Annotated in this window: 16 protein-coding genes, 1 pseudogene and 1 riboswitch; of the genes and pseudogenes, 8 read left to right on the top strand and 9 right to left on the bottom strand. The window is 60.4% G+C overall.

Annotated features, from left to right (window positions below):
* Positions 1-289, top strand: a 289-nt coding sequence (locus NKH52_RS33720; protein WP_352968432.1) for a hypothetical protein, incomplete at its 5' end; no start/stop codon positions are given.
* Positions 290-463: 174 nt separating this feature from the next.
* Here NKH52_RS33720 and NKH52_RS33715 read toward each other — a convergent pair.
* The 8 genes from NKH52_RS33715 to hemA form a co-directional block, all read right to left on the bottom strand.
* The gene (locus NKH52_RS33715) at positions 464-1225 is read right to left on the bottom strand and encodes a hydroxymethylpyrimidine/phosphomethylpyrimidine kinase (RefSeq protein WP_352657848.1); all 762 of its coding nucleotides are present in this window, start codon (positions 1223-1225) and stop codon (positions 464-466) included.
* Positions 1216-1821, bottom strand: coding sequence for a thiamine phosphate synthase (locus NKH52_RS33710; protein WP_352657839.1), 606 nt, complete (start codon positions 1819-1821; stop codon positions 1216-1218). Before NKH52_RS33710 ends, NKH52_RS33715 begins: the two co-directional genes overlap by 10 nt.
* Complete coding sequence (locus NKH52_RS33705; RefSeq protein ID WP_352657837.1) at positions 1818-2591, bottom strand: thiazole synthase; 774 nt, start codon at positions 2589-2591, stop codon at positions 1818-1820. The genes NKH52_RS33710 and NKH52_RS33705 overlap by 4 nt, the downstream gene beginning before the upstream one ends.
* Positions 2592-2594: 3 nt before the next feature.
* Positions 2595-2792: a sulfur carrier protein ThiS gene (gene thiS, locus NKH52_RS33700; RefSeq protein WP_023737080.1), complete on the bottom strand. Its 198-nt coding sequence runs from the start codon at positions 2790-2792 to the stop codon at positions 2595-2597.
* A complete protein-coding gene (thiO, locus tag NKH52_RS33695; protein WP_352657834.1) occupies positions 2761-3762 on the bottom strand; it encodes a glycine oxidase ThiO in 1002 nt (333 codons plus the stop codon). The genes thiS and thiO overlap by 32 nt, the downstream gene beginning before the upstream one ends.
* The gene (gene thiC, locus NKH52_RS33690; protein ID WP_352657831.1) at positions 3759-5594 is read right to left on the bottom strand and encodes a phosphomethylpyrimidine synthase ThiC; all 1836 of its coding nucleotides are present in this window, start codon (positions 5592-5594) and stop codon (positions 3759-3761) included. Before thiC ends, thiO begins: the two co-directional genes overlap by 4 nt.
* A 103-nt stretch (positions 5595-5697) precedes the next feature.
* Positions 5698-5814, bottom strand: a riboswitch (TPP riboswitch).
* Positions 5815-6037: 223 nt separating this feature from the next.
* Positions 6038-7342 (bottom strand): ATP-grasp domain-containing protein, encoded by a 1305-nt coding sequence (locus tag NKH52_RS33685; RefSeq protein ID WP_352657828.1) that lies wholly within the window; start codon positions 7340-7342, stop codon positions 6038-6040.
* 570 nt (positions 7343-7912) lie between these two features.
* Entirely contained in the window at positions 7913-9124 is a 1212-nt protein-coding gene (hemA, locus tag NKH52_RS33680; protein WP_352657825.1) for a 5-aminolevulinate synthase, read from the bottom strand.
* Between the two features lie 856 nt (positions 9125-9980).
* Here hemA and NKH52_RS33675 point away from each other — a divergent pair.
* Positions 9981-10643 (top strand): GntR family transcriptional regulator, encoded by a 663-nt coding sequence (locus NKH52_RS33675; RefSeq protein ID WP_352736604.1) that lies wholly within the window; start codon positions 9981-9983, stop codon positions 10641-10643.
* An 11-nt stretch (positions 10644-10654) separates the two neighbouring features.
* On the opposite strand, the gene NKH52_RS33670 is transcribed toward NKH52_RS33675, so the two are convergent.
* Positions 10655-11407 carry an SDR family NAD(P)-dependent oxidoreductase gene (locus NKH52_RS33670; RefSeq protein ID WP_031213998.1) on the bottom strand — a complete coding sequence of 251 codons (753 nt, stop codon included), beginning with the start codon at positions 11405-11407 and terminating at the stop codon, positions 10655-10657.
* Between the two features lie 367 nt (positions 11408-11774).
* Here NKH52_RS33670 and NKH52_RS33665 point away from each other — a divergent pair.
* From NKH52_RS33665 to NKH52_RS33640, 6 genes and pseudogenes are all read left to right on the top strand, one after another.
* Positions 11775-12279, top strand: a pseudogene (locus NKH52_RS33665) (ISNCY family transposase); the annotation flags it as partial.
* A gap of 475 nt (positions 12280-12754) precedes the next feature.
* Complete coding sequence (torT, locus tag NKH52_RS33660; RefSeq protein ID WP_023707089.1) at positions 12755-13825, top strand: TMAO reductase system periplasmic protein TorT; 1071 nt, start codon at positions 12755-12757, stop codon at positions 13823-13825.
* Between the two features lie 74 nt (positions 13826-13899).
* Entirely contained in the window at positions 13900-15402 is a 1503-nt protein-coding gene (locus NKH52_RS33655; RefSeq protein WP_352657817.1) for a sugar ABC transporter ATP-binding protein, read from the top strand.
* A complete protein-coding gene (locus NKH52_RS33650; protein ID WP_352657814.1) occupies positions 15399-16373 on the top strand; it encodes an ABC transporter permease in 975 nt (324 codons plus the stop codon). Before NKH52_RS33655 ends, NKH52_RS33650 begins: the two co-directional genes overlap by 4 nt.
* Positions 16366-17355 (top strand): ABC transporter permease, encoded by a 990-nt coding sequence (locus NKH52_RS33645; protein WP_352657811.1) that lies wholly within the window; start codon positions 16366-16368, stop codon positions 17353-17355. The genes NKH52_RS33650 and NKH52_RS33645 overlap by 8 nt, the downstream gene beginning before the upstream one ends.
* A gap of 16 nt (positions 17356-17371) precedes the next feature.
* Positions 17372-17508: hydantoinase/oxoprolinase N-terminal domain-containing protein (locus tag NKH52_RS33640; protein WP_352657845.1), on the top strand; the 137-nt coding region annotated here is incomplete at its 3' end.

Here is a 17508-nt window from a genome sequence, read left to right as displayed (position 1 = left end):
AGCAGATGGGATGTCCCATGGAGTTGCCATTCTCCAAGACATTCAGACCCACCTGTCTTCCAACAACGTCGAGCATGATTACGTGGGAGCCGTTTTGGTCCACGCTTGCTATAAGGCGGACACCCAGCAGTGCGATGCCGCCAAATCGCAATATAAATTCTGCAGGGCGATTTTGTCGAAAAACAGGGAACCCGACAAGGATCCTTCCCTCAAGTGTTACCTCGACGAACCATGTTCGGCTTTTCAGAACGATCTTAAGCTGAAGCTTAGCCCGACGGCACAGCTTTAGGCACGAAGGCGCTCACCAGGGTCGCAGCTCAAAGAGAACGGCGCCCTTCGCCGGGGGCCGTCCGTTCCGCATCCCGCCTGACGGCGGCGCGTTGCTGCCCCTGTGATAAAAGGGCAGGAGGGCTACGGCTTCCATTTCAGCGTCAGCCGCTGAACGCTTGAGCCGGCTCTACGGCTATTCGGCTGGGGTTTTCCGAAGCTTTTCTAACACAAAGAGCTTGCCCTGGCGCACGGCGTACTCGATTGATTGCGCCTTCGTCAGATGTGCCGCAATCGAGCTGGCCAGCATGCAGCCCGTCCCGCGCATCGATGCGGCAAGACGCGGCGTGTCAAAGCGGACTGGTTCGTGATCGGGGCGCAACAGAATATCGGTTGATTGCGGTCCCGATGCATGGCCGCCCTTGATCAGCAGAGCCCGCGCGCCGGCTGCCAGCAATTCTTGGCCTTGCCACACTACGCCGTCCTCATCCACTGCTCGCTCCGAGCCAACAAGGAGTGCCAGCTCGAAGAGATTGGGGGTGACCAGACGGCAAAATGGCATCAGATCGCATTTCAGGGCGGCGATGGCGCCGGCTTCCAGGAGCGCCCGGCCTGACGTCGACGCCAGCACCGGGTCGAGCACTGCCGGCACCTGCGGATTTTCGCGCAGCACTCCGGCAACCGCAATGACGATCTCCACCGTGGCGAGCATCCCGATCTTGATGGTCGCCACCTTGTTGGCCTGCAACGCCGCACGCATCTGACCGGCCACCAGACCGGGTTGCATAGAGTGGATTTCCATGACCGCATCGTGCGTCTGCACCGTTAGCGCGGTGACAGCAAGGCAGGTGCGCACGCCAATGGAAGAGATCGTCTCGATATCGCGTGCTATTCCGCCTCCACCGCTCGAGTCAGAACCGCCGACCACGAGCACATGCGGTTCTCGCCTCAGCGCCATGGCTTTGTCTTTTCGATCCATTCTCGCGTGCGCGCTTCGGGATCGGCATTCAACGTGATGTCGGTGACCACCGCCGCGCTGTCCGCACCAGCCTCGAAGACACCGTTGAGCCGGTCGGGGTTGAGGCCGCCGATGGCGACCAATGGGATCGGCGCCACCCGATGCTTCCACGCGCTGATCCGCGCGAGCCCTTGCGGCGCCCATTTCATCTGCTTCAGGACCGTGGGATAGATGGGGCCGAGCGCGATATAGTCGGGCTCGGCAGCGATGGCCGTTTCCAGTTCTAGATGATCGTGCGTGGAAAGCCCGAGCTTCAATCCGGCGTACTTAATCGCCAGCAGGTCGGCCGCAGCCAAATCCTCTTGGCCGAGATGGACGAAGTCGCAGCCTTCCTCGATTGCCGTGCGCCAATAGTCGTTGACGATCAGTTGGCAACCATGGACCACGCAGGCGCCGTTCGCGCGGCGGATTTCCGTCCGCAGCGTGGCCTCGTCCCTATCCTTGATGCGCAACTGAACCAGCTTGACGCCAAGCGGCACCAGCCGTTCGATCCAGGCAGCACTGTCGACGATCAGGTAGAAGGGATCGAGCTTCATGAAAATACTGCCCTGCCGATGGTCGGTGTCGATGGCATGGCGATCTCGCGCGGTTCGAGCATTCCGGAGCTGAAAGCTTCACGACCGGCCTCGACCGCCTTGCCGAACGCGCGCGCCATGCCGACCGGATCGGCCGCCTTGGCAACCGCGGTGTTCAGGAGCAAGGCATCAAAGCCGAGTTCCATGACGGTGGCCGCGTGCGACGGCCGCCCGAGCCCAGCATCCACGATCAGTGGAACGCCGGGGAAATGTGCGCGCATCGAGCGCAGCGCCGTGATGTTGATCGGACCGAGGGCGGAACCGATCGGCGCGCACCACGGCATCAGAACCTGACAGCCCGCCTCCAGCAGCCGCTCGGCGACGACAAGATCGTCGGTGGTATAGGGGAATACGTCAAAACCATCCTCGCACAGGATGCGGGCGGCCCCGACCAGCCCGAACACGTCCGGCTGCAGCGTGTCGTGGTTGCCGATCACTTCGAGCTTGATCCAGTTGGTGCCGAAAACTTCGCGCGCCATCTTCGCGGTCGTGACCGCTTCCTTGACGGAGTGGCAGCCGGCAGTGTTGGGCAGGATTTTGACGCCGAGCGAGCGGATCAACGACCAGAATTTTTCGCCGGCCCTGCCGCCTGCCATCTCACGGCGCAACGAGACGGTCACCACCGACGTGCCCGACGCCTTGACAACCTCGGCAAGGATGGCCGGCGAAGGATATTGCGCGGTGCCGAGAAGCAGGCGCGACGGAAGCTCGGTTCCATAAAGCTCTAACATGATCTAGCCTCCCTGCATGGGCGAGAGGATTTCGATCCGGTCGCCGTCGTTCAATTGGAATTCCGCCCGGTTGGCTTTGTGCACGAGGTCGTTGTTGACGGCGGTCGCGAGCCAATCGCCCTCATAGTCAAGCGCGGCAAGCAGCCCGGCCAGCGTGGTGGCGGCAACCTCATGCGCTTCGCCGTTGACCATCAGTTTCATGAGCAAGCTCCTTGGTTGCGTCTTGATTGAAAACCAGGTCGGCGGCCTGGCGCGCCATGGCGGGAGCCAGGAGAAAACCGTGGCGATAGAGCCCGTTGATCGCGATGATCTCACCCTTCGTTTCGACGCGCGGCAAATTGTCGGCAAAGGCTGGGCGGATGCCGACACCGGTTTCAACGATCTCAGCCTCGCCAAAGGCCGGGTGGAGGGCATAGGCGGCACCCAGAAGCTCCATCATGGAACGCGCCGTGACTGGTCCGGCGGACTGGCTCTCAATCATCGTTGCGCCGACCATGAAACGCTGGTCGGTGCGCGGCACCACATAGAGCGGAAAGCGCGGATGCAGCAGACGGACTGGGCGCGACAGCGAGACATCCGGCGTGCGCAGGATCAGCATTTCGCCGCGAACACCGCGCAGCCTGTCATCGAAAGCGGTCATCCCCGTGCAGTCGATCTGACGATCGAAACCGGAAACCTGCCGGGCGTTGGTCCCGAAGTGGAATTCGACCCCCATGGCCGCGAGCCTGTCGTGAAGCGCCGTCATCACCTGGCTCGGGTCGAGATGGGCCTCGTCGGGGAAGTACAATCCTCGGCGGAATCGGCCGGCGAGGTCTGACTCCAGCAACGCAATTTCATCTTCATCGACACGCCGATGCCCCGACGTGCGGCTGGCGAACCGGTCGAGCTCGCCCGCATCGCGCGGCGAGGCCACGACCAGCGTTCCCCGTCGTGCTACCAAGCCGGGCGTTGCGGCATCCCACCAGTCGGCGGCACCGCGCCCGAGATCCAGCACCGGCTGCTCGGCGCTTTCACGCTCGCACCATGGCGCCAGCATGCCGCCGGCGAACCACGACGCATTGCCCCCAAGGGCAGGCCTTGTCTCGGCAACGGTAACCGCCGCGCCGCGTGCGGCGAACTCGAAGGCGGCGGTGAGGCCGGCGACGCCGGCCCCTTTGACCAAGACCTTCATGATGACTCACGTGGCTGAGGTATGAGCGGTGCGCCGGTCTCGCCCGCAGGCATGTAGAGATCGCCGCCCTCGCGGTATTTCGCCGCCATCGCCGCCATGCCCTCCTTCTGTGCCTCGGCGCGGATGTCGTGGGAAATACGCATCGAGCAGAATTTCGGCCCGCACATCGAGCAGAAATGCGCCACTTTGTGCGCCTCCTTGGGCAAGGTCTGGTCGTGGAAAGACCGCGCGGTTTCTGGCTCGAGCGACAGGTTGAACTGGTCTTCCCAGCGGAACTCGAAGCGCGCGCGGGAAAGGGCATCATCCCTGACTTTCGCCGCCGGATGACCCTTCGCCAGATCGGCGGCATGGGCGGCGATCTTGTAGGTGATCACGCCAATCTTGACGTCGTTGCGATCGGGAAGGCCAAGATGCTCCTTGGGCGTGACGTAGCAGAGCATGGCGGTGCCGAACCAACCGATCATGGCGGCGCCGATGCCTGAGGTGATGTGGTCGTAGCCCGGCGCGATGTCGGTCGTCAGTGGTCCAAGCGTATAGAACGGCGCCTCGCCGCAGACAGCGAGCTGCTTGTCCATGTTCTGCTTGATCTTGTGCATCGGCACATGGCCAGGGCCCTCGATCATCACCTGGCAATCCTTCGCCCAGGCGATCTTCGTCAACTCGCCGAGCGTTTCCAATTCGGCGAATTGCGCCGCGTCGTTGGCATCGGCGATCGAGCCGGGACGAAGGCCGTCGCCGAGCGAGAAGGAGACGTCGTAGGCTCTGGCGATGTCGCAGATCTCGGCGAAGTGCTCGTAGAGGAAGCTTTCCCGGTGATGGTGCAGGCACCATTTTGCCATGATCGAGCCGCCGCGCGAGACGATGCCCGTGACCCGGTCAACGGTCAGCGGGATATAATGCAGCCGCACGCCGGCGTGGATGGTGAAATAGTCGACGCCTTGCTCGGCCTGTTCGATCAGCGTGTCGCGGTACACCTCCCAGGTCAGATCCTCGGCAATGCCGCCGACCTTTTCGAGCGCCTGGTAGAGCGGCACCGTGCCGATCGGCACCGGCGCGTTGCGCACGATCCAGTCGCGGATGTTGTGGATGTTGCGGCCGGTCGACAGGTCCATCACCGTATCGGCACCCCAGCGGATCGCCCACACCATCTTTTCGACCTCTTCAGCCATCGACGATGTGACGGCGGAGTTACCGATATTGGCGTTGATCTTGACCAGGAAATTGCGGCCGATGATCATTGGCTCGCTCTCGGGATGGTTGATGTTGGCGGGAATGATCGCCCGTCCGCGCGCCACCTCGTCACGCACGAATTCGGGCGTGACGAAATCGGGCAGCGTCGCGCCGAAAGCCTCGCCGTCGCGCTCAAGCTTGCCGTGCAGGATCTCGCGACCAAGGTTCTCGCGAATGGCAACGAACTCCATTTCGGGTGTGATGATGCCGGCGCGCGCGTAGGCAAGCTGCGTCACCGCCTTGCCTGCTTTGGCCCTGAGCGGTCGGTGGCGGATGGGAAATTCTGGCGTCAGGCGTTCGCCCGTCGCGAATCCGTTGTCCTCCGGCCGGACATGGCGGCCGTCACAGCCCTCGACATCGCCGCGCGCCAAGATCCATTCGTGGCGAAGCCGGGCCAGGCCTTTTTCGATGCTGGTTTCGACAGCCGGATCGGTATAGGGGCCCGACGGATCGTAGACGGTAACGGGCGGTTCGCCGGCTGTCGGATGGACGGCGATTTCGCGCATCGGCACCCTGATCCGTGGGTGGATGGTGCCGGGCTTGTGGATCTTCCGCGAGGCGGGCAGCGGTCCCGTCGACACGGCGGGGGTAAGGGCATTCATCTTGAGGCTCCTTTGCTCATGCATTGGAGACCCAGTTCTGTGCCGGAAGGATGAAAAGACGCTTCTGTCGACCTGCCGAAACAGGACCTCGGGCGTGAACTCCCGCAGAGCGCTTGCACCGTCCCTACGCCAGTATGAACTGGATCAGGTTCAACGGGTCACTGCGCCGCGAAAGCCAGCAGTATCTCAGCCCCTTGCCGGGACTCCCCTGGTGAATGCCTCAAGTTGAACGGGCCGGGGTTGTCTTGTCAAGCGCATGTTCGTCCTGCGACGGCGGTGGGCGGCAATCAAATTGGTCCCAAATTGGGCCGACGGCCTCGCCATGGGTCGCGTAGAAGTTCTGCGGGAGACAAGGCAGGTGTGGCCAAAGCTGCATTTGCCTCGTCAAACTTGATGTGACATTGACGTAGACGGAACTGCTGCGTTTCAAGGATCTTAAGCCGTCAATGCCTGATCGGAACAGAACTGGTGGGCCGCCCGAACGCCCCACAAACATCGTGCTCTCGATCACCTCCTATTGTCGCCGGAAAAGGGGTGATCGACCAATCGATCAAGTCGACCGCTCGCTGAAGGGCGCCCTCGGTTTCAGCACGGCTGGGCGAAGTGGCAATGACATGTCCAATCCAGTCTCGGAAATCCCCCTTCCTGACGATCGGTGTCTTGGGTTCAACATTCAATTTGACCTCGGCCACACCTGATATAGCAGCTGCCTGAGTGTCGCCACCAATCCAGTCCAGGGTGCCATCTTGATCAGGAAGCAGGAATCGCGCGGCCGCAGTATGCGAATGCTTTTTGCGCAGATTCCATTCCTCGCCAATGACAAGCTTGATGTGCTCGGTGACGAGGTCGACACCGTAAGCTAACTGGACCAGTTGAGGGTCGGGCGCGCCACTAAGACGCGGATTGACTTCAATGACAACTGGGCCGCGTTTCGTGCACCGGAGTTCAATGTTAGTTGGCCCCCAGCCAAGGCCGAGAGCCCGCAAACAGCTCAGCGAAACATCGGCGATGCGCTCACGCTCCTGATCGGTTAGCAGGGCCGGATACGTCACCTCACGTATGACGAAATGGGGGAGGGGACCAAAGTCATTGGCGCAAATCGCAACGACCTCATTCCCCATAACATTAATGCTATAGAACGGGCCCTGTGCGAATTCTTCGACGAGTATTTTCGGTGTAGACCGCCATATGTGCTTTCCGCCCAATAGATAGGTCGTATGTTCGGCTACGTCTTCGAGGCTGCGGCACAATCGGACACCCATGCTGCCGCTGCCTACTGCCGGCTTAAGAATCACGGGCAGGCCGATCTCTGCAGCCGAGCTTTCTACCTCCGCCGCATTCGTTGCCAACCGATAAGCCGGTATTGGAACGCCGGCCTGCGCGAGGAGTTGGCGTTGCTTGAATTTGTCGCAGCTTCGTTCAATCGATTCAGGGTTCGGTCCCGGTAGATCGAAATGCCGGCAAAGCTTGCCAACTGTCGCATAGATCGATTCATGGTCCCCGGCAAAGCCAGTAATGCCAGCAATGTCGTGGGTAGCACGCAGCCGCGAACTTTCGCGGACCAACGCTTCGAGATTGCCAGTGTCGACACGGATTGCCTCAACGTTTTCCGCCGAAAGATAGTCGTACCGAGGTGGATCAGCCGTCAGAGTAATTGGATGAAGACCAAGACACTGAGCCGCTTGGACGTATAGCTGACCAGTACCCCTATGGCCTTCGACCAATATGAGCGCTCTTCTTCTTACCATTGCTGTTAATCCCGATGTTGCGTGCTGGCGGCGGTCCGTGGGTACCGGCGTCACTTTTGTGGCCGTGCCGGACCTCAGTCTCGCGGTGCCGTACCATTCTCAACGACTGACGGTTGTAAAAATCTTGTAAATTGATTTGAAGGATCTGTTGCAGCGTTTTTGATTAGGGCGGCGTCGGAGGCTTGCTCCGTTCAAACCAGGTTAGCTGGGGTTAGTGTGTGATCCCGTGGGCATGGGCGTGACCTACCCCTCGGGTAGGGCACGCCAAGCCACATCAAACTCGCAGCACAAGAACATGCGCTCTGGTCATACCGGCTCATGGTGAGCCCTGAATCTGGAACCGGCCCGATGTGTAAGCAGCGAGTCGTCAAACGGCCCCATTCAATCATGGAGTCACATCATTTAAGATCGCGAAAGCTGTCATTGCGGGTTACGGAACTGCTTTCCGATGACATTCGAAGATGCGATCGGGCGTCAGAACCGGATCGCTGACCGCCGCTTCCACCTCGGTGAGCCCGGCTGATATAATCAGGTCTGAGGCTGCGCGCCCTGTCGTTCCCAGCATTTACATTAGGCAGCCTTGCCAAGATTGTCCCGCAGCAGAACCTGCCTGAGCGCATCGACGAACGTCCGAATATCTGTCGTACTATGGGCAGGCGTAACCGTCACCCTGAACCGCTCGGTTCCCACCGGAACACTCGGCGCCAGAATTGGCTGAACGTATATTCCATGCTGATCCAGAAGCTGGCGGGACGCTTCCTTGCAACGGAATGGATCACCAATAAGCACAGGAATGATGTGGCTTCGGGTCGGCATGACGGGGATGCCCGCCTCTTTCAGCAATCCGATTAAAAGTTTCGTTTTCCGGTGCAGATCAATTCGTTCTGAATCTGAATCGCGAAGATGGCGCAGCGCTGCCAGCGCACCAGCCGCCAGCGCTGGCGCAAGCGCCGTGGTGAAAATGAAACCGATCGAGAAGCTTCGTATGCTGTCAACAATGGAGGCAGGTCCGGTCACATAACCCCCCATCGAGCCGAACGCCTTACCTAGCGTCCCTTCGATGATGGTTGGACGATCCATGATGCCAAGTTCCGCGGCAATGCCGGCGCCTTTCGGACCGTACATTCCCGATGCATGAACTTCATCCAGAAACGTCATTGCGCCAAATTCGTCCGCCATGTCACAGATATCTTTGATCGGTGAAATGTCACCGTCCATTGAATATACCGATTCAAAAACAATGATCTTGGGTCTTGCAGGATTTACACTGCGCAGAAGCTCCCGCAAATGCGCAACGTCGTTATGCCGGAAGACGCGCTTTTCGGCCCGGCTGTTGCGGCATCCACTAATAATTGAAGCGTGGTTGTGCTCGTCAGAAAAAATAATTGTGTCCGGCATCAAAGATGCCAATGTACTCAAGGATGAATCGTTTGAGCTGAAGCCGGAAACAAAAATCAATCCTGCTTCCTTATTGTGGAAATCTGCAAGCTCCCGCTCGAGCAACACGTGGTAATGGTTGGTGCCACTAATGTTGCGGGATCCTCCCGATCCTGCGCCGTTGGCATCGATGGCGCGCTTCATTGCCGATAGCACTTTGGGGTGCTGCCCCATACCGAGATAATCATTAGTGCACCAAATGGTTATCTCTTTTCGGCCGTCGGGCCTATTGAGCCAGGCCTTTGGGAAGTTGCCAGACTGACGCTCCAGATCGGCAAATTCACGATACCCGCCACGGCCTTTGAGTTGCTCGATTCTTCCGGCGAAATACTGCACATAATCCAAATCAATCTCCTGTTGGGAAGCCGTTTTTCGGCGCGCTCAGTGCTGCTTCACAGCGCACCTGCGCCGGCCCATCGCGTCGCATCCCTCGACAAGCACCAGCAAGATTGGATTTCGACTACGCGCTTGATCTTGCGGGGTTTCGGCCGCTCCAGCTAATTCGGGTAACGCGCCCCAAAGTGCAAGTGAAGAGAATGTTAAATCTATTTGTTACTGAAATGCCTGAAATTGCATGAGTGTCGCAAGCGATTTCATAATTCTGGCCAGTCGTCGTTCGATTCCTGTCGCGGCCTTGTCAGAGCTGCGCTCGGCGGGCTTTCGGGCCCGAGAGCCGCAATGCGCGAGGGCCGCGTCTTGTCGCGCAACAGCCCTTGAAGCCCTTCGGCGGCGAAACGCTCTGCAAACGCCATACGCAGCTTTTGGACGTGCTGGCCTGCCGGATCATCTTGACGGTGCCGACGTCATCGTCGGTCCAGCCGGTTCGGAGTCGCCTCAGAATCGGAAATTTCTGCCCATCAGACTGGAAATTGACACGTAAGCTTCCCGGCTCCTTCAGAAGTCATCATCTCTCGCACACCAACTCATGCCACGCAGATGAGATCGCGCCTTTTTCTGTCGTCACATTCCATTGTCAGAATCGGAAAAGAAGGGTCTCCTTGTTTTTTATAAAAACAAAATTTCACAAATAATTATGAAAACGGACATGTTTGCTGCAGACAATTAACGTGAACGTACTTGTCTGCCGCTGAATAACAAAATATAGGCAGCAATTATAACTTATAAACGTAGTGAAACGCGTCAATCGACATTTCCGTAGAGCTGCAGCAGAGACGAGGGGAGTCCCATGGGCCCTATGAAGATGCAGCCCGAGGAGATGGGCAGCCTGTCCGCGCGGATTTACAGCAAGGTGCGGGATGGATTGATCATCGGCAATTTCGCGCCGGGCGATCGTCTCCTTATGCAGGATCTTGCCGAGCAGCTCGGAACCAGCATTACGCCGGTGCGCGAAGCCTGTCTGCGGCTCGTCAGCGAGCAGGCGCTCGAGTTGCGCTCCGGCAGGTTCGCCGCGGTGCCAGACCTCAGCCGCGCCCGCTACATTCAGATCAAGCTGATCCGCGTGGCACTTGAAGGGCTTGCGGCAGAACACGCTGCCGACCATTTTGCCCCCGCCGATCTCGAACAGCTTGAGACCTTCCGCGCCTCATTTGTAGAGAGCCATAAGGCCGGTAATATCAAGGAAGCGCGATCCTCCAATCGCGCTTTCCACTTCGGCGTCTACCGCCTGTCGCGTATGCCGATGCTGATCGGACAGATCGAAAGCATGTGGGCCTCGAGGGGTCCAATCCTTAACGTTTACGATCGGGAAATTCCGCGCGGGTACACCGGCGCGGAAGAACATGACCATCTCATCGAGGCCTTGAGGGCTGGCGACAGGAAGAGGGCCCGCGAGGCGATCGAGAACGACATCCAGCGAGGCTCACATGGTTTTCTGCGCTATTTCGACGAGCGCGGCTCCGGCTGAGCTGAATTGCCCTAAGCACCATCGATCTGCGCGACGCGCGGTGTGCGCAGGCCGGCTGTTTCCCCGCCGTCTACAGTCACCACCGTGCCGTTGACATAGCTCGATTGATTCGAAAGTAACCAAGCGACCACATCAGCGATCTCTTCAGGGGCACCGAAGCGGTTGGCAGGGATCCGCAGTTCGAGCTGCTTCTTGCGCAGTGCATCGCTTATGATGTTGCCCATCATGCGTGTTTCGATCTGGCCGGGGCAGACAGCGTTGAAGCGGATCTCCTCGCCGAACTCCAGCGCGAGTGCCTGCGTCAGCCCGATGACCGCGGCCTTTGAGGCGCAGTAGGCAGCGAGCCCTTCTTCGCCCGTCTTTCCGGCGATGCTGGCCATGTTGACGACTGAACCCCTCCCGAGCCGCAAGCCGTCCAGCGCATGACGGATGAAGAAAAAGACGCTGCGTGCATTAACCGCAAGGACCTCATCCCAATCGTCCTGGGTGGCGGTGGCGAAGGCAATGCGCTTCGACATGCCGGCATTGTTCACGAGCCCCGCGAGCCGGCCGTTGCCAAGTTCAAGCGCACGGTCGACGACACGGCGGCAATCGTCTTCACGGACGATGTCACCGGCAACGAACGTGACACCGTGATTGGCGCGTTCGAGCGCCGCGCCCGCTTCTGCATCTCGGCCGGTCGCCACCACTCTGGAACCGCCAGACGCAAGTTTCTCCACGCAGGCCCGCCCAATCCCGTGCGTGGCGCCTGTTACGATGATCATTCCAATTCACTCCATTGCGTATTTGGCAACCGCACAGTTTGGGGGGCTCGCTTTTGGGCCAATCCCCGCCCCATCAAAATCATGACGAACAACGTTGTCGTCACCTAGGATCAGTGGATCAAGTTGTGACGCGGGTTATAGCCGGTGGACTGGCCCAAGCGCCGGGCCGTCGGCCCAACGGCTAGATTGGCGATACTGCGCATGTGGCCATGTCTTTCCTCGCGTGATGGGGTGTTCCCTAGAAGCGGAGCGATATGCGGGTGTGACGACCGATAAGGCGGACCGGCTATTCCGATAGGGACATCCATACTGTCGCATGACCGACTCGTCATCCCCGCAAGGCCAGTAATGCCAGAAGTGCTGCACAATACGCCAAGAACGCACACCGACCAATCAGTGTTTCGACTGTTTGCCGCACACGGGATCGGCCTCTCAGCTGGCAAAACCATGTCGCAATGGCTGGACGTGCATCGCGATTTGCGAGCCTGGTGACGCGGGACTTGCGCCGGCACGCTATCAAGGGAACCGGCCGCGACGGCTTGCCGGCGGAGGCTGTGCTGCCCTGCCCCTGCTCAAGCAGCACCACCCACTAAGCATCGGGAACCCGCGTTCCATTTAGAAGCCTCCACGTTGCGGGCCTTTGCCCGGCTGCCGGGAGAATGAAGTCGCAAGACAACACCCGCAATCCGGGCGCCGACCTCTAGGAAGAACTCAGGCTGGCAAGCGCCAGACGAAAGAAGTTGGAAAGCGGCACGGTCGTGCGCGGGAACCGTCATTTCAACAATCATCCGACCGCAGCGTGTTATGGCACGCTGCGGTGCGGTTCAGCGCGGCTGTTGCAGCACGCGAATGCACTGGGCACATCTCCTCCCTAAAGACCCTATGACGATTTGGTCGATAGCGAAGTGCGGCTGCTGACCAATGGCTCTGTATTCGAAGGCCACGCTGATCGCTTTGACTTATTCGCCGGCGCTTGATGTCAGGCAACTCGATCGACAAGCCGCATACCGGTCGGTCGCGAGGAAGCCCACATCGCCGAGGCCAGTTGCATGGCTGCTGTCTCCGACCTCGCCTTTCGTCAAATGGATTGTGATCCCGGTCGAGGCAGCGAAACCGCGATTGAAGACACCTTCCCGGCTGAGCACCGGCTAATGAAAACCCTATTGACTTATAACTTATAAGTAGTACGGTAGCACTGTGAAAATGAACAACGGCGCGGATGCCCTGAAGGCGAACTCGCCTAGACGGTACTACGATCCGCCAGCAAGCCTCTGCTCCCAAGGCAGACCGCGGAGCCGGCGAAATCGCCGGCTCCGGACCCGGGAACACACGAAAATGGGGAATCACATGACCAAGAATCACGCTTTCCGATCCATCCTCGCGGCGGCTTTCGTCACCGGCGTGGCCGTCCTGCCCAACGCCGCCCAGGCCAAGGATTGGTGGCCCTTCAAGATCAACTCGGCCAAAGGCGGCGATCTGAAAAAAGTCGAGGCACTCGACTATGTGCCGCTGGAAAAGGCCGAGAAGCCTTGGAACCTGTGCGTCTTGTTTCCGCACCTCAAAGACAGCTACTGGGTCTCGGTCGACTACGGTATCGTTGAGGAAGCAAAGCGCCTGGGTGTCAAAGTGACGGTCCTGCAGGCTGGCGGCTATGACGCGCTGCCCAAGCAGCTGTCGCAATATGACGATTGCGTCGCATCCGGTGCCCAGGGCATCCTCGTCGCCGCCATCTCGGAAGCCGGCCTGGCGGCCAAGCTGAAGGAGGGCGACGCCAAGGGTCTTGTCCAGATCGCCGTCGCCAATCCCATCCTGGAAACTCCGATCACCGCGCGCATCACGCCCGATACCTACCAGAAGGGTTTTCAGGAGGGTGAGTACCTCAAGAAGTATCTCGGCGACAAAAAGACGACCGCAATCGGCCTGCCGGGTCCGCAGGGATCGGGTTGGGCGGAGAGCTATATGGCGGGCTTTCGCGACAGCATCAAAACCGGCAACATCAAGCTCGCGGCCGAGCTCTATGGTGAGCCCGGCGTTCCGCAAAGCCTGCGCCTCGTCGAGGACGCCCTGCAGACCTATCCGGATCTCAATGTCATCTGGGGCGGGGCTGCTGCGGCGGAAGCGGCCGTCAGCGCCGTCGCCGACGCTGGCCGCGACGATGTCGTGATCATGTCGTCTTACGAGAACCAGACGATGCTGAAGCTGGTCAAGGAAGGCAAGGTGCTTGGCTTTGCCGCCGAGTATCCGGTGATGATGGGCCGCATCAGCGTCGACCTCGCGGTGCGCGCCTTGGAAAAGAAGGACTATGAGAAGGTTCTGCTGGTCGCGCCGGGTATCGTGACCAAGGACAACGTCGACAAAATCGACCCGACGCAGATTTTCGCGCCCGATGGGTGGAAGCCTGAATTTTCGGTACAATAGTCGCATCTTCGATGGGCGGTAGACCTCGGCCTTGGCCTGCCGCCCGTTTTGCTTCGAGTTCGGTGGTGTCAGCGATGCTTGAACTTACGGGTATGACGAAGCGTTTCGGGGGGGTGGTGGCGCTTGACGGCGTCGATTTCACGCTGCTGAGCGGTGAGGTCCATGCCCTTCTCGGCGAAAACGGCGCCGGAAAGTCGACGCTCATCAATCTGATAGCGGGAACCTACGGTTGGACCGAAGGCTCTTGCCGTATCGACGGCCAAACCGTTTCCGCGCTGACCCCACAGAAATCCCGCGATGCCGGGGTGGCGGCTGTGTTCCAGGAATTCAGTCTTGTCCCCGACCTCACGGTCGAGGAGAACCTGTTTCTTGGACGCGAGATCAAGGGAAGGCTTTTCCTAAATCGGCGCGCGATGCGTGCCCGCGCGGAAGAACGCTTCCGCGACGTTGGCTTTCACGTCGAGCTGGACAGCAAGATCGAAACGCTGACCCGGGCGCAAAAGCAGATGGTCGAGATTGCCAAGGGCATGCTTTCGGATGCCAAGATACTCATCCTCGACGAACCGACCGCGTCGCTTACCGACGGTGAAGCGGAAAAACTGTTCGCCGCAATCGCGGGCCTCAAGGCGCGGGGCGTCGGCATCATCTATGTGTCGCATCGCATGGCCGAGATCCGTCGGCTCGCGGACCGTGTCACGGTCTTGCGAGGAGGGCGCAAGATCGACACAGTGGCCATCGCCGCGGCATCGGACGCGACCCTGATCGAGATGATGGTCGGCCAGCCGGTCGAACGACTTTATCCATCAATCAGCCAGCGCCCCGCCGAAATCGTGCTGGCGACCAGGGGGATCAGTGTCTCCGGCACCGTATCCGATGCCTCCATCGTGGTCAGAGCTGGCGAAATCGTCGGCCTGGCGGGCCTTGTTGGCTGCGGCCGCAGCGAACTTTGCCGAGCCGTGTTCGGCCTGGAAGGTGTGACGTCCGGTGAGATCGAACTCCATGGCGCGGTGGTTCGAGCGCCAGCCCCGCACAGCATGTTGCGTGCCGGACTTTGTTACTATCCAGCGGATCGCGGCGCCGAGGGACTGGCCCTCAGCCGCCCGGGCCGCGAGAATGTGACCATGGCCGCGCTCGATGATCCGAGACTGTCCCACGGCGGACTGCTCAAGTCGTGGCGCGAGCGCCGGGCGATAGCCGCGCCGTTGAAGACACTGGGGCTGCGACCGATGGCGCCCGAACGCGCGGCGTCGTCCTTTTCGGGAGGAAACCAGCAGAAACTCGTGCTGGCGCGCGGTCTGATGCGCCCGGTCTCGGTCCATATTTTCGATGAACCGACGGTTGGCATCGACGTCGGCGCCAAAAGCGAGGTCTACAGGCTGATGAAAACCCTGGTGGAGAATGGCGCGGCTATTCTGCTGTCATCGTCCGAACTGCCAGAGCTCGTTCATCTGGCCAACCGCGTCTATGTCATGCGCGAAGGGCGCATAGTCGCCGAACTCAAAGCCGACGCCATCACCGAGGCCACTGTGCTGCGCCACTATTTCGACGCCGAAACCGGCGCCACGGAGGCAGCATGAGCCCTGACACGCTGCGGCGCCGTTTTGTGGAAACCGGCGGGATCGTCATCCTGCTTCTGGTCGCGGTTGCGGCCGCGGCCGCGATCATCGAACCGCGTTTTCTGAACCGCCTGAACATCCTCAACGTCCTGCGCAATTTTTCCTTCCTGGCGGTTCCGGCGATCGGTCAGATGATCGTCATGACCACCGGCGGTTTTGATCTGTCGGTCGGCGCCACCATGGCGTTGGCGTCCGTTGTCACTGCCGCGGCGATGGCCGCGATGCCCGATGCGCATGGACTCCAGCTGCTGGTGCCTGTGGCGCTGGCCTTGGCCAGCGGCGCCTGTGTTGGCCTGGTAAACGGCACACTGGTGGCGCGGCTTTCCCTATCACCTTTCATGGTGACATTGGCATCGTTGTCGATCGTCGCGGGACTTACGCTCTATTACACGCAGGGCATCCCGATCTATGGCGTTTCCGACGCCTTCGTCTATGCCATGGGGCGAGGGCAGGTGCTTGGCCTGCCGCCGGTCTTGCTGCTCGCGATCGCGATGATCGCCATCGCCATCATTCTGCAGCGTCGGACCGCGCTCGGGCGCCACTTCTACGCCGTCGGCGGCAATGTCGGTGCCGCCCGGCTGTCGGGAGTGCGCACACACCGTGTGTTGATTACCGCCTATGTGCTCTCCGGTCTCCTGGCCGCGCTCACCGGCGTGCTGATCACCGCCCGTATCGGTTCCGGCCAGTCGACGATCGGCGGGACGCTCGGACTGGAGACGATCGCCGCAGCGGTGATCGGCGGCGTTTCATTGCGCGGCGGCTCAGGCCGCGCCGAGAACGTCGCCATGGCGGCGCTGTGCCTGGCGATCATTGCCAATGCGATGAACCTCACGCAGATCGACAGCAAGTTCCAGACGCTGGTGCTGGGTTCGGTGCTCATCGGCGCACTGGCTTTCGACCGAATTGTTCAGGGGAGGCGGGCCAATGTCTGATCGCCCAGACATGGCGGCTCCGGTTGTTCTTCACCGCGCTCGCCCGGACATCCGCCAGTTCGCGTCGCAGGCCAAGCTGCCGGGGCTCGTATTCCTGGCCCTGCTGGGTCTCGGTCTGCTCGACCCGCGCATTGTTTCAAGCGGCAATCTCTGGAACATCGCGATCCAGACCAGCTATCTCGCACTGTTTGCCATGGCGCAGACCATGGTGCTGCTGACGCGCGGCTTCGACCTTTCGCTTGGTTTTACCGTCTCGCTCGTCAGCGTCATATCGGCGATGGTGATGACCGGAACCGGTGATATGCCGATCCTGTGGGGAATCGCCGCTGGCCTTGGCGTCGGGCTGCTTATCGGCGGGCTGAACGGCTTCCTCATCGCCGGTGTCGGCATCAATCCCCTGGTGACGACGCTTGGCATGGCCAACATTGTCATGGCGCTGGCGTCAACCGTCAGCGGCGGCTTTCCCGTGCCGGGCATTCCCGAGGCATTCACAAACGCCTTGGCGGAGGGACGGCTGATTGGCATTCCGGTGCCCATCCTGTTCGCCGCGCTGTGTTTCGCACTGCTGTTCCTGGTCCTGCGCTTCACCGTGTTCGGCCGCGGCCTGTATCTCATCGGCGCCAATCCTCGCGCGGCGAAGGCGGCGGGCGTTCGCACCGGACGCGTCGTTGCGATCGACTACGTGGTCTGCTCGCTGCTGGCCGCGATTGGCGCCATGCTGCTCACCGCGCGCACCGGCTCGGGCGAGCCCAATCTCGGCGGCAACCTGACCCTGGAATCGATAGCGGCGGCGGTGGTCGGTGGCGTGCGGCTGACCGGCGGAGAGGGAGGCGTCACCGCGGCTCTGCTGGGTGCCCTGTTCATCACGGTCATTTCCAACGCCATGAATCTCATGCAGGTCGACGGCTATCTGCAGCAGGTTCTTTTGGGCCTCATCATTCTGGCCAGCCTGATACTGGGCCGCGATCACAAGAAACGCTAACAGCTTCGGACCTTAAATGGCATATCAAGTCTGCATCGATATCGGCGGAACCTTCACCGATTGCCTGGTTTCCGAGCCCGGTGGGAAAATCTCGATCTTCAAATCGCCCACCACGCCCGGCGAATTCGAGAAGGGGTTCATCAACGTGCTGCA

The sequence above is a fragment of the Mesorhizobium sp. M1066 genome (assembly GCF_040318635.1).
Lineage (GTDB): Bacteria > Pseudomonadota > Alphaproteobacteria > Rhizobiales > Rhizobiaceae > Mesorhizobium.
The sequence above is the reverse complement of the archived record's forward strand: the minus strand, read 5'-3'. Positions and strand labels throughout refer to the sequence as shown.

Excerpts from the sequence above, each read along its gene's own strand:
- torT (WP_023707089.1), top strand. The coding sequence starts at position 12,755 with ATGACCAAGAATCACGCTTTCCGATCCATCCTCGCGGCGGCTTTCGTC.
- thiO (WP_352657834.1), bottom strand. The coding sequence starts at position 3,762 with ATGAAGGTCTTGGTCAAAGGGGCCGGCGTCGCCGGCCTCACCGCCGCC.
- NKH52_RS33675 (WP_352736604.1), top strand. The coding sequence starts at position 9,981 with ATGCAGCCCGAGGAGATGGGCAGCCTGTCCGCGCGGATTTACAGCAAG.
- NKH52_RS33650 (WP_352657814.1), top strand. The coding sequence starts at position 15,399 with ATGAGCCCTGACACGCTGCGGCGCCGTTTTGTGGAAACCGGCGGGATC.
- NKH52_RS33685 (WP_352657828.1), bottom strand. The coding sequence starts at position 7,342 with ATGGTAAGAAGAAGAGCGCTCATATTGGTCGAAGGCCATAGGGGTACT.
- NKH52_RS33670 (WP_031213998.1), bottom strand. The coding sequence starts at position 11,407 with ATGATCATCGTAACAGGCGCCACGCACGGGATTGGGCGGGCCTGCGTG.
- NKH52_RS33655 (WP_352657817.1), top strand. The coding sequence starts at position 13,900 with ATGCTTGAACTTACGGGTATGACGAAGCGTTTCGGGGGGGTGGTGGCG.
- NKH52_RS33705 (WP_352657837.1), bottom strand. The coding sequence starts at position 2,591 with ATGTTAGAGCTTTATGGAACCGAGCTTCCGTCGCGCCTGCTTCTCGGC.
- NKH52_RS33715 (WP_352657848.1), bottom strand. The coding sequence starts at position 1,225 with ATGGCGCTGAGGCGAGAACCGCATGTGCTCGTGGTCGGCGGTTCTGAC.
- NKH52_RS33645 (WP_352657811.1), top strand. The coding sequence starts at position 16,366 with ATGTCTGATCGCCCAGACATGGCGGCTCCGGTTGTTCTTCACCGCGCT.
- thiS (WP_023737080.1), bottom strand. The coding sequence starts at position 2,792 with ATGAAACTGATGGTCAACGGCGAAGCGCATGAGGTTGCCGCCACCACG.
- thiC (WP_352657831.1), bottom strand. The coding sequence starts at position 5,594 with ATGAATGCCCTTACCCCCGCCGTGTCGACGGGACCGCTGCCCGCCTCG.
- NKH52_RS33710 (WP_352657839.1), bottom strand. The coding sequence starts at position 1,821 with ATGAAGCTCGATCCCTTCTACCTGATCGTCGACAGTGCTGCCTGGATC.